We start from the raw sequence: 12,783 nt of genomic DNA on the forward strand, positions 1-12,783 counted from the left end.
ATTTCGAGGTCGTCAATTTCACATCGGTGATTTTGAACGCGATTAGCCAATGCCCCAACGGTCGGGGACGGGGAATTGATGGGAGTGAGTTGCTGATGGGCTACGGAAGATTTGTCGGTCGCGTCGGAGTGTTAGCTGTTGCGCTGGGGATCGGGCTGGCGGGCCCAGCGATCGCGGCTGCCGACACCACAGACGACAGTGCCGCAGGCGAGTCGCGTTCGGAGACGACCACAGAACCGCGGGGCACCACCAAGCGGGACGCGTCACCGTCGGGCACCGCCGGTGCCGCCACGGGCGAGCAGTCCGACGCCGCCGATGGGGCAGCTGACGTCGACAACGCAGACGATGACGCAGCGGCATCGCTTGACGACACCGACATCTCGTCCGAGATCGACGAAGACGACGACGCCGCCTCGGACACCGAAGAGTCTGAGATGCACGTCGACGACACCCAGGATTCCGAGGATGACCCCGAAACGGTCGTCGTCGATAACGGCCACGCATCGGCAGACGAGAATGCCTCCGAATCAACCGATTACGACATGGAGTCCGGGACTCGCGACACCGACGTCACCGACACCGGCGACACGTCGGCCTCGGACGCGCCGTCGGCCTCGGACGCGCCGGCCGAGCAGACAACCGCCGAGTCCGATGACACCGCCTCGGTGTCACTGCTCTCCACGGTCCCCGAGACGGCAACCGCCACGCAGACCACCAGCCTCGCCGGCATCGTCTCCAAATTCCTCGGCCTTCTGGGTATCGGTCCGTCGGCGGGCAACGGCACCGCACCTCTGCCCGCGTTCGAGTTCGTGACAGCGGTGTTCGGCGCGATCCGCCGGGAAATGGACAAGCTGTTCGCCAACAACGGCCCGTCGGCCGCCCTCGCGTCGACCAGCCAGACCACTCCCGGCGTCGTCACCGGCCTGCTGACCGCAACCGACCCCGAGGGCGACAAGCTCGTCTACTCGATCGTTCAGGCGCCCACCCGCGGCACGGTCAAGGTCGACAGCAGCGGCAAATTCATCTACACCGCCGATCACCAGAGCGGGGCAGGCGCCGACAGGTTCGTCATCCAGGTGCGTGACGCGGGCTTCCACCTCATCTCGGTGACGCCGACCCGGTCGCAGGTACCCATCACCATCACCGTCGACGCCAACGGCATTGCTACGCAAACCACCTCGCAGCGAAGCTCCCTCAGAAGTGCCTCCATGAGCACCCTCGCCGCAACCACCGCCACGACAGGCACGATCTACCACGTCACGACCTCGGGCGCCGACATCATCGGCTTCAATCCGGCCAAGGACAAGCTCGACCTCGGCGATGTGTCCGTGCACAACTTCATCGTCGTCGACACCCCGGAGGGTGTCGGGTTCCGCAATCCGTGGTCCGGTGATACCGCAGTGCTGCAGGGTGTTTCGCTGAGCCAACTCACCGTCGACAGTTTCACCCCCGTCATCAACGACCATCTGCGCCAGGATCTTTCAGGTGCGCTGGCCTGGGAGCAGGGCGTCACCCCGAAGGCGAACACCGTCTACGCGCGTTCGCACGAGGTCGGCCAGATCGATCGGGTGGCCTTCAATGCGGCCACCGACGTGGTGGACTTCCGCTACTTCGGGACCCGAGAGCAGCTGTTCATGAACGACACCCCCGAGGGTGTCGTCATCTCCAACGCCGGCACCGGGCAGGCGCTGATCCTGCAGGGCGTCACCAAGAATCAGCTCACGGTCAAGAATTTCGTCTTCCACAGCGCCCAGGTGCGCGAGGACCGCCTGCATCAGCAACTCGGCATCGGCACCGTGCCTGATTCACAGGTATTGCCGCAGGGTGTGGCCATCGCAGGTACCAACAACTGGCCCACCGCCGCGGGTACCGGCCAGCCGCCGACAGGGCAGACCGGCACGACCACGAAAATCGACTGGCTGTACGGCAGCCACACCACGTTGAACTTCGACCCCAGCAAGGACAAACTCGACTTCGGCTGGTTCAAGGCTCACGAATTCGACGTCACCGAGGTCGGCGGCTCCACGAAGATCGCCATCACCGCGAACAACCAGTCCTACACCCTCAGCGGCGTCGCGATCGGCGAACTCACGACGAGCAACATCGTCGCGCTCGACGATGGTGCACGCACCAAGTGGGCCAACCTCATCTACAGTGCGGGACAGACGGTTACGCAGCCGAAGGTCTCCGTCAGCGACGCCAGCGTCTCCGAGGGCAACAACGGCACAACGACGATGACGTTCACCGTCACCTTGTCGAAGGCCTCCACCGAACAGGTGACCGTCAGCTACAGCACGAGCAACGGCACCGCCACCGCCGCTGGTGGCGATTACACACCCGCCGTCGGCACGCTGACCTTCACCCCGGGCCAGACCTCCAAGACGGTCAACGTCGCGGTCAACGGCGATACCCTCGTCGAACTGGACGAGCAGATCACGCTCACGCTGTCCGCGCCGGTCAACGCCACCATCGCCGACAGCTCCGCAACCGGCATCATCCGCAACGACGACATCGACCAGACGCCGACAACCCCGCCGAGCGTGTCCATCGCCGACCTGTCGGTGACCGAGGGCAACGGCGAGCACAGCCATTTCATGTTCGTCGCATCGCTGAGCAAGGCCTCGACGGGGACGGTGACCGTCACCTACACGACCTCGAACGGCACCGCGACCGCCGGCGTCGACTACACCGCCGCCACCGGAACGATCACCTTCGCGCCCGGCGTCACCTCGCAAGTTGTGCACGTGGACGTCATCGGCGACAGCATCGTCGAGGCCAACGAGACCTTTGTCGTGACGCTGTCCAACCCGGTTGGCGCCACCATCGCCGACGGCTCCGCCACGGGCACCATCACCAACGACGACACCGTCGTGACGCCCGGTGTCGGCGGTGTCAACTCCGGTAACCCTGGGGACGAGCTGTGGGGCGAGGCCTTCTTCGCGCCGTACGTCGACATGGGTGCGTGGCCCGTGCCCAACCTTCTGGCCATCGCGCAGCAGCGCGGAACCTCGCTGCTGACCCTCGGTTTCCTGCAGGCCACCCCGGACGGAAAGCTGGCATGGGCGGGATTGCCTGCGCTGACACCGGATTCCACCTTCGATCAGGCCAAGGCGATCAACCAGTCCATTGCCGCACTGCAGGCCGCCGGCGGTGATGTGATGATCTCGCTCGGCGGCGCGTCGGGCACCAGCTTGGCGCAGTGGTACGCAGCTCGCGGACTCGGTGCCCAGGCGCTGGCCACTGCGTACGCCGGCATCGTCACCACCTACAGCCTCAACCGCATCGACTTCGACATCGAAGGCGCCGCGGTGGCCGAACCGGCCTCGATCGCGCTGAACGCTCAGGCGCTCAAGCTGCTTCAGCAGCAGATGCCCGAGCTTGAGATCTGGTACACCCTGCCCGTCCTGCCCACCGGACTGACCGCCGACGGTCTCAACGTCGTGCGCAAAGCCCTCGAAGCCGGGGTGAAGCTCGACGGCGTCAACATCATGGCGATGGACTACGGCGAATCGGCCGCGCCGACCAGCGGTCCCAACGCAAAGACGATGGGCGCCTACGCCATCGCGGCCGCCGAGTCGACCCACGCCCAGCTGACGACGCTGTATGCCGGCCACGGTCAGACCTTCGGCTGGAACCAGCTCGGCGTCACCCCGATGCTCGGCGTCAACGATGTGCTGACCGAGGTGTTCACCACGGCCGACGCGCAGGCGCTCGAAAACTTCGCCCGCGCCAAAGGCTTGGGCATGCTGTCGATGTGGTCGATCAACCGGGACCAGCCGGGCAACATCGGCCAGGCCACGACGAACACGTCGGGTACCAACACGCCCGCGGGCGGTTACAGCGCCGTCTTCAACGACTACGGCACGGTCAACCCGATCTCGGGCCCGCCACCGGCGATTTCAATCGCCGATCTCGCTGTCGCCGAGGGCAACGGCGGCCACGCCCACTTCATGTTCACCGTGACGCTCGACAAGCCGTCGACCGAGCCGGTGACGGTGCGCTACACCACTTCGAACGGCACCGCCATCGCCGGCACCGACTACACCGCGTCGTCGGGTGTCATCGAGTTCGCGCCGGGGGTGACGTCACGCACCGTGCACGTCGACATCCTCGGCGACACGATCGCCGAATCGAACGAGACGCTCACGGTGACGCTGTCGACGCCGACCGGGGCGACGATCGCCGACGGCACCGCCACGGGCACCATCACCGACGACGACGGCACCACCCCGACACCGGGCAACGTCGCGGTGAAGTACACCGTGAACGACAACTGGGGATCGGGCTACACCGCGACGGTCGAGGTGACCGCGGGAACGTCCGGGTTCAACAGCTGGACGGTGGAATTCGACACGCCCGCGCAGATCGGCAACATCTGGAATGCCGAGATCGTGAGCCGGGTCGGTAACCACTACGTGGTCCGCAACGTCGCGTACAACCCTCAGGTCGCAGCGGGGCAGACGGTGAGCTTCGGCTTCCAGGCATCGCCGGGCGGTGGATCGGCCACGGCCACCAACTTCATCGTCAACGGCGTTCCTGTCGGCCAGAACCCGACGACAGTCCTGCCGAAGGCCTCGGTCGCGGATGCGACAGTCACCGAGGGCTCCAGTGGCAGCAAGAATCTGGTGTTCACGGTCACGTTGGACAAGGCGTCGACGATACCGGTCACCATCGCCTACGCGACCTCGAACGGAACCGCCTCGGCCGGAACCGATTACACGGCGAAGTCGGGCACGGTGACGTTCGCCGCGGGTGTGACGAGTCAGCAGATCTCGGTGCCGGTCCTCGGGGACACGGCGGTGGAGTCCAACGAGACGTTGACGTTGACGCTGTCCAACCCGACCGGGGCGACCATCGCGGACGGTTCCGCCGTGGGCACGATCACCAACGACGACGTCGCCCCGGTGGTCCCGCCGAAGGTCACCATCTCCGACGCGACGATCACCGAGGGGGCCAGTGGCACGAAGAATCTGGTGTTCACGGTAACCCTGGACAAGGCAGCCACCGCCCCGGTCAGTGTCGTGTACGCGACGTCGAACGGAACGGCCACCGCCGGAACCGATTACACCGCGAAGTCCGGAACGCTGACGTTCGCCGCGGGTGTGACGAGTCAGCAGATCTCGGTGGCGATCCTCGGCGATACGGCAGTGGAGCAGAACGAGACGTTCACACTGACGCTGTCGAACCCCAACGGCGTCACCATCGCCGACGGCAGCGCCATCGGCACGATCACCAACGACGATGTCACCCCGTCGCCTGGTAATCCGTCGGCCACCATGGTCGTCAACGACAACTGGGGTTCGGGATTCACCGCCACCGTGACCGTGGCTGCGGGAACGTCGGCGCTGAACGGCTGGACGGTGGAGTTCGACACCCCGGCGCAGATCAGCAATATCTGGAACGCCGAGATCGTCAGCCGGGTCGGCAACCACTACGTGGTGCGCAACGCCACCTGGAACGCGGGCGTCGCGGCCGGCAAAACCGTCACCTTCGGCTTCCAGGCCTCTCCGGGAGGCGCCTCCGCGACGGCGACCAACTTCAAGGTCAACGGGCAGAGCGCTCCCGCGCAGCCGCCGGCTATCACCGTCGCCGACGCCACCGTCAACGAAACAAACAGCGGCACAACGCAGATGACCTTCGTCGTCACGCTGTCAAAATCGTCGACCACACCGGTCACGGTCACGTATGCCACCTCCAACGGCACGGCCACCGCAGGGGTCGACTACACCGCCAAGTCCGGGACCGTGACGTTTGCGCCCGGCGTGCTCTCGCAACAGGTGCAGGTCGCCATCACCGGTGACACCACACCGGAGACCGACGAGACGTTCACGCTGACGCTGTCGAGCCCCACGGGCGCGACCATCGCCGACGGCTCCGCGCTGGGCACCATCACCAACGACGACATCCCGGCGAACGTGTCGCTCAGCATTTCGGATGCGTCGGTGACCGAGGGCGCCCCAGGAACGGGTGTCGCACCGGGCTGGTTCAGGACATCGGGCAATCAGATCCTCGACTCGGCAGGCAATCCGGTGCAGATCGCCGGCGTCAACTGGTTCGGCATGGAAAGCGAGACTTTCGCACCGCATGGTCTGTGGACGCGCAACTACAAAGACATGATGAACCAGATGGCGGCACTGGATTTCAACACCATCAGGCTCGCCTACTCCAGCGAGATGCTGCACACCACGGCGGCGCCCAACGGCATCGACTTCTACAAGAATCCCGACCTCGTCGGCCTTACCCCGGTGCAGATCATGGACAAGATCGTGGCCTACGCCGGTGAGATCGGGATGCGCGTCATCCTCGACCACCATCGCAGTAGCAAGGGCGCAGGCCCGAACGGCAACGGTCTCTGGTACGAAGGCTCCTACACCGAAGCCGCGTGGATCAGCGACTGGAAGATGCTCGCGCAGCGCTACGCGAACAACCCCACCGTGATCGGCGCCGACCTGCACAACGAGCCGCACAGCGGAACGTGGGGCGGTGGGGGAGCCACCGACTGGGCCGCCGCCGCCGAACGGGCCGGCAATGCTGTGCTGTCGGTGAACCCGAACTGGCTGATCATCGTCGAGGGCGTGGCCGACTACAAGGGCCAGTCCTATTGGTGGGGCGGGAATCTGATGGGGGTCAAGGATCGGCCCATCGTATTGAACGTGCCCAACCGCGTCGTGTACTCACCGCACGACTACCCGAACTCGGTGTACGCGCAGCCGTGGTTCCAACAGGCCAACTTCGGTGCGGCACTGCCGGACAAGTTCGAGCAGATGTGGGGTTACATCTATGAGCAGAACATCGCCCCGATCTACCTGGGCGAGTTCGGTACTCGACTGACCGATCCCAAGGACGTCGTCTGGTATGAGGCCATCACGTCGTATCTGTCCGGCGACTTCGACAACAACGGCACGATCGACATCGCGGCGGGCACCCAGGACATGTCGTGGACGTTCTGGTCCTGGAACCCCAATTCCCGTGATACCGGCGGCATCTTGGCCGATGACTGGAACACGGTCAACACGAACAAGATGGCCTACCTGGAATCCATTCAGTTCGACTTCGACGACAGCAGCCCGGGCGTGCTCGCACAGTTCGTGGTGTCGCTGGCCGCCCCGTCAACCCAGGCGGTCACCGTGCAGTACGCCACCTCGAATGGCACCGCAACCGGCGGAAGCGATTACGCCCCGACGACGGGCACGCTGACTTTCGCTCCCGGTGAGACGCGTAAGACCATCACCGTGGTGGTGTTCGGGGACACCCAACTCGAAGGCAACGAAAGCTTCCTCGTGACGCTGTCCAGCCCCACCGGTGCCACCATCGCCGACGGCACAGGAGCGGGCACCATCGTGAACCGGCCGACAACCGTCTAGACGAAGACGGCTAACCCGCGATCCGGTACCGGCGCTCGGGGCGTCCGACTCCATACTGAAGACGGAGCTCGAGAGCGCCGGTACCGAGATAGTGTTCGAGATAGCGCCGAGCGCTGACCCGGGAAATGCCCACCAGGTCAGCGCATTCGGCTGCCGAGACCTCTCCGGCGTCGCGAACCGCGGTCAGCACCAGCTCACCGGTCTCCGCGCCGAGGCCCTTCGGCATCACCTTCGCCGCCGCCGGCGTCACCGACGGGCCGCCGAACAGCGTGTCGATCAGGCTCTGATCCGCGCCACCCGCGGACTGCAGCGCGTCCGCGCGGGACGCGAACGCCAGCAACTTCGCCTCCAATTGCGGGAACTCGAAAGGCTTGATGAGGTAATCCGCGGCACCGCCGTCGAGCGCCCCCCTGACCGTGTCGAGCTCGCGCGCCGCGGTGATCATGATGACATCCACACGGTCGGCATCAGAACGCAAGCGCTGCAACACATCCAAACCGGTCATATCGGGCAGGTAGACGTCCAGCAGGATGAGGTGCGGGTGCAGTTCGCGCGCCGCCGAGAGCGCTTCCTCGCCGGTGCGGGCCACGCCGACCGCGCGGAAACCCTCCACGCGGTCCACGAACCTGCGGTGGATCTCGGCGACCATGAAATCGTCGTCGACCACGAGCACGTCACGCATGGCCGGACACCGCGCTCAACCGAACCAGGAACTGTGCGCCACCATCGGGGGTGTCGCTGACGTCGATCGTGCCGCCGTGCTGCGCGGTCACCAACCGCACCAGCGCCAGGCCGATGCCGCGCCCGCCGGGCACCTCGGGTTTGGAGGTGACCCCGCGAGCAAAGATCGCCTCTCGAAGGTGTTCCGGCACACCGGGTCCGGTGTCGATCACCGAGATCGTCAATCCGTCGGTGTCGTCGATGCGGACGGTCACCGACGCGTCGGTCGCGCCGACGGACACGTCCACCGCGTTGTCGATGAGATTGCCCAGCAGCGTGATCACGTCGGTGGCCATGGCAGCATCGAGAGCTGCCAGGTGGGAGTTCGGGTCCAGGCGCAGATCGACACCGCTCTCGGCGGCCAACGACGTCTTGGCGATCAGCAGCGCCGCGACGGCGGGATCGGAAATGCGTTGTGTCACCGCGTCGCTGATCTCGGCACGTCGGCGCGTCAACGTGCCCACCAGATCACGCACCGAATCGTACTCACCGAGTTGCACCAGACCCGAGATGGTGTGCAGTTGATTGGCGAATTCATGGGTCTGCGCGCGCAGCGTGTCGGTGACGCTCTTGTGGGAGGACAGCTGGCTTTGCAGTGCGGCCAGTTCGGTGCTGTCGCGCATCGTCGTCACGGTGCCGATGCGCATCCCCTGACTGGTGGCGGCGCGGCGGCTCAGTGCCAGCACTCGCGTCCGGGTGGTGATGACTGTGTCCTTTGCGGCCTGGACGTCATCAGACGACATCAGCAGCGCCACCACCGCCGGATCGATCCCCACCGCATCCACTCGTCGGCCCACCGCGTTGCCGGGTACTCCGAGCAGCTCCTGGGCACTGTCGTTGAGAAGCGTGATCTCGCCCTCGTTGTTCACCGCGATCACCCCTTCTCGGATGCTGTGCAGGAGTGCCTCCCGGTGGTCGGCGAGGCTCGCGATCTCGGCCACTTCCAGGCCGCGGGTATGTCGCTTGATGCGCCGCGACAGCAGCCACGACGCAACCAGGCCGAGGGCTGCGCCCAACCCGAGATACACCAGAAGACCTTCACCTGCGCCGCTGAGCAATGTCCACACCGACGGGTACTGCTCGCTGACCGACGCGACGGCCAGCACGTCGCCATCGGTGGACAGAAGCGGAACCTGGCCGACGAGGCTGTGGGTGCCGTCGATGTCGGCGTCGCCGAACCAGGCCCGGCCCTCGTCGGCCCGGCTCGCGCCGAGGTCGACGGTAGCGCCGACACGGGATGGATCCGAAGACGCACGCACGGTGCCGTCGGGGCCCAGGATCTCGGCCAGGGTGGCTCCTGACAGGGCGACGGCACGATCGACTTCCGGAGCGAGCGTCTGCTGAAGAAACGGGTCGAGCGCGTCTTGCTCAGTGCGTTCCCGCACGATCGGTGTGGATGCCATGTTCTCGGCGACGGCGATCATCCGCTGGCCACGCACCTCACGGAACTCGCTCTCGGACTGGGTCACCGATACGGCGGCGACGGCGACGAGCACGACGGCGACGACAACCACCTGGAAAACCAGGAACTGGCCGGCGAGGCTGCGCATGAACTTAATGACCAATACCTTCTTTTCGTCCACATGGGTGACGTGGGTCACTGTCGAGGTCCAGTATTGCTGAGCATCACAAAAGAATGGGGACGACATGTTCGTATCCGGCGGGCGTAGACCGACCATAGGGCTGGTCATTGCCGTCATAGCCGCACTGCTGGTATCTGCCTGCGGGGTCACACGCGGTGAAGACACCGGGCTGCACCGTCTGCGCATGATGGTGCCCAACAGCCCGGGCGGAGGCTACGACCTCACCGCTCGCACCGCCGTCAAAATCATGGAAGACGACGACATCACCGGCCGCATCGAGGTATTCAACGTGATCGGCGCCGGCGGCACCGTCGCGATGGCCCGGCTGATGAACGAGGAGGGCAACGGCGACCTCATGATGATGATGGGGCTCGGCGTGGTCGGTGCCACCTATACCAACGGTTCCAAGGCGCGCGCCTCCGATGCGACTGCTCTGGCCAAGGTGGTCGAAGAACAGGAAGGCATCCTTGTTCCCGGCGACTCGCCGTTCCGCACCGTGCAGGATTTCGTCGCGGCGTGGAAAGCCGACCCGGCCAAGGTCACAGTGGGCGGCGGATCCAACCCCGGTGGCCCAGACCACCTGTTCCCGATGGAGACGGCCAGAGCCGTGGGGGTGGATCCCGCGAAGGTGAACTACGTGTCCTATGACGGCGGTGGTGACCTGCTCACCGCGCTGCTCGGCAACAAGATCGCCGCGGGCACCTCGGGCCTGGGTGAGTACGTCGACCAGATCGAGTCCGGGCAGGTGCGTGTTCTGGCTGTGTCCGGTGACGAGCGGGTCGAAGGCGTGGACGCGCCCACACTGACCGAGGCGGGCATCGACCTGACCTTTACGAACTGGCGCGGAATCCTTGCGCCACCGGGGATTTCGGAGGAGGACCGCGACGCGATGGTCAAGGTACTCGAAGAGTTGCACGCCACCGATGCCTGGAAGGAGGCGCTGGTGAAGAACGGCTGGAGCGATGCCTTCATGACCGGAGAACCGTTCGAGAGATTCCTCGAAGAACAGGACCAGCGCGTCGAGACGACGCTGACCGATCTGGGGCTGGTATGAGCACCGACACCGCAAAGTCAGACGCCGCGCAACGTCCCGACTACGCGCAGTACGTCGTCTGCGCGGTCATGGTCGTCGTCGGTGCATTCCTGCTCTACGACGCCCTGTCACTACCCGGCGGCTACGCGAAGGTCGACCCTGTCGGGCCCCGCCTCTTTCCGATCGTCATCGGAATCGGTCTGCTGGTGATGGCGGTCGTTCTCGCCGTCGCCATCCCGCGCGGATCCAGAGGCGAAGCCGACGCCGGTGAGGACATCGACCCCGACATGCCCAGTGACTGGCGCACCGTCGGCCTGCTCATCGGCCTGTTCGTGCTGCTGATCGTGCTGGTCGAGCCGCTGGGCTGGGCCATCGCCGGAGCGCTGTTCTTCGCCGGCTGCGCCACCGTGCTCGGGAGCAAACACTACGTGCGCAACATCGTCATCGGCGTCGTGTTGGCGCTGGGCAGCTTCTACGCGTTCTACTCCGGGCTCGGAATCCCGCTGCCCGCAGGCATTCTGGATGGGATTCTGTAAATGGAGAACTTCGACTGGCTCATGCAGGGGTTCGCCGAAGCTGCGACCCCGATGAACCTGCTGTACGCCGTTATCGGCGTGCTGCTCGGCACCGCGGTCGGTGTCCTGCCCGGCATCGGCCCCGCCATGACCGTGGCGCTGCTGCTGCCGATCACCTACAACGTCAGCCCCAGCGCGGCGTTCATCATGTTCGCAGGCATCTTCTACGGCGGCATGTACGGCGGCTCCACCACGTCGATCCTGCTGAACACGCCCGGTGAGTCCTCGTCGGTCATCACGGCGATCGAGGGCAACAAGATGGCCAAGGCGGGCCGCGCCGCCCAGGCTCTGGCCACCGCGGCCATCGGCTCGTTCGTGGCCGGCTCCATCGGCACCGCGCTTCTGGCTGCGTTCGCCCCGGCCATCTCGAGGTTCGCCGTCACCCTGGGGGCTCCGTCGTATCTGGCGATCATGCTGTTCGCGCTCGTCGCTGTCACCGCGGTCCTGGGCTCGTCGAAGATGCGCGGCATGATCTCGCTGCTGCTGGGTCTCGCGATCGGCATCGTCGGTATCGACTCGCTGACCGGGCAACCGCGCGCCACGTTCGGTATCCCGCTGCTCAGCGATGGCATCGACATCGTGGTCATCGCCGTCGCCGTGTTCGCGGTCGGTGAGGCACTCTGGGTGGCCGCACACCTGCGGCGCAGGCCTGCAGATGTCATCCCGGTCGGACGCCCGTGGATGAGCAAGCAGGACTGGGGTCGGTCATGGAAGCCGTGGCTGCGCGGGACCGCCTTCGGCTTCCCGTTCGGTGCGCTGCCCGCAGGCGGCGCCGAGCTCCCGACGTTCCTGAGCTACATCACCGAGAAGAAGCTGTCGAAGCACCCCGAGGAGTTCGGCAAGGGCGCCATCGAAGGCGTCGCAGGCCCCGAAGCCGCCAACAACGCTTCGGCGGCAGGCACTTTGGTGCCGATGCTGTCGCTGGGCCTGCCCACCAACGCCACCGCGGCGGTGATCCTGACCGCGTTCGTGTCCTACGGCATCCAGCCCGGTCCGACGCTGTTCGACAAGGAACCTCTGCTCATCTGGACGCTCATCGCGAGCCTGTTCATCGGCAACTTCCTGCTGCTGGTGCTCAACTTGCCGTTGGCGCCGCTGTGGGCCAAGCTGCTCCGCACACCGAGGCCCTACCTGTACGCGGGCATCCTGTTCTTCGCCACGCTGGGCGCGTTCGCGGTCAACCTGCAGCCCCTCGATCTGGCCCTGCTGCTGATTTTCGGATTGATGGGCCTGATGATGCGCCGCTTCGGACTTCCGGTGCTGCCGTTGATCATCGGTGTGATCCTCGGTCCCCGCATCGAGCGCCAGCTGCGCCAGAGCCTGCAGCTCGGCGGCGGCGACTGGAGCAGCCTGTTCACCGAGCCCGTCGCGATCGTCACCTATGTGTTGATGGCGCTGCTCTTGCTGGCACCGTTGATCCTGCGCCTGATGAATCGCAGCGAGGAGACGCTGCTCGTGGTCGAGGATGACAGGGATCAAAGGGAGAAGGCGACACAGCAATGACTTCC

At 65.6% G+C, this 12,783-nt stretch carries 6 protein-coding genes; 4 read left to right on the forward strand and 2 right to left on the reverse strand.

All coding sequences use genetic code 11. The annotated features are described in order from the left end of the window. Window positions 1–95: 95 nt before the first annotated feature. Window positions 96–7,364 carry a Calx-beta domain-containing protein gene (locus tag AWC12_RS03900; RefSeq protein ID WP_085172526.1) on the forward strand — a complete coding sequence of 2,423 codons (7,269 nt, stop codon included), beginning with the start codon at window positions 96–98 and terminating at the stop codon, window positions 7,362–7,364. Window positions 7,365–7,374: 10 nt separating this feature from the next. Here the strand turns inward: AWC12_RS03900 and AWC12_RS03905 are convergent, their stop codons facing one another. Both AWC12_RS03905 and AWC12_RS03910 read right to left on the reverse strand, forming a co-directional pair. After that, the gene (locus AWC12_RS03905) at window positions 7,375–8,046 is read right to left on the reverse strand and encodes a response regulator (protein ID WP_085172528.1); all 672 of its coding nucleotides are present in this window, start codon (window positions 8,044–8,046) and stop codon (window positions 7,375–7,377) included. Further along, on the reverse strand, window positions 8,039–9,634 hold the full coding sequence (locus AWC12_RS03910) for a sensor histidine kinase (protein ID WP_085172709.1): 1,596 nt from the start codon (window positions 9,632–9,634) through the stop codon (window positions 8,039–8,041). The genes AWC12_RS03905 and AWC12_RS03910 overlap by 8 nt, the downstream gene beginning before the upstream one ends. Window positions 9,635–9,731: 97 nt before the next feature. Here AWC12_RS03910 and AWC12_RS03915 point away from each other — a divergent pair, with 97 nt between their 5' ends. From AWC12_RS03915 to AWC12_RS03925, 3 genes are read left to right on the forward strand one after another with little or no spacing between them, the layout of a single operon-like run. Continuing rightward, complete coding sequence (locus tag AWC12_RS03915) at window positions 9,732–10,721, forward strand: Bug family tripartite tricarboxylate transporter substrate binding protein (RefSeq protein ID WP_085172530.1); 990 nt, start codon at window positions 9,732–9,734, stop codon at window positions 10,719–10,721. Continuing rightward, entirely contained in the window at window positions 10,718–11,236 is a 519-nt protein-coding gene (locus AWC12_RS03920; protein ID WP_085172532.1) for a tripartite tricarboxylate transporter TctB family protein, read from the forward strand. The genes AWC12_RS03915 and AWC12_RS03920 overlap by 4 nt, the downstream gene beginning before the upstream one ends. Further along, window positions 11,237–12,778, forward strand: a complete 1,542-nt coding sequence (locus AWC12_RS03925; RefSeq protein WP_085172534.1) for a tripartite tricarboxylate transporter permease — start codon at window positions 11,237–11,239, stop codon at window positions 12,776–12,778. The last annotated feature ends 5 nt before the right edge of the window (window positions 12,779–12,783 follow it).

Origin of the sequence: Mycolicibacterium iranicum (assembly GCF_002101705.1) — a bacterium.
Classification (GTDB): domain Bacteria; phylum Actinomycetota; class Actinomycetes; order Mycobacteriales; family Mycobacteriaceae; genus Mycobacterium; species Mycobacterium iranicum.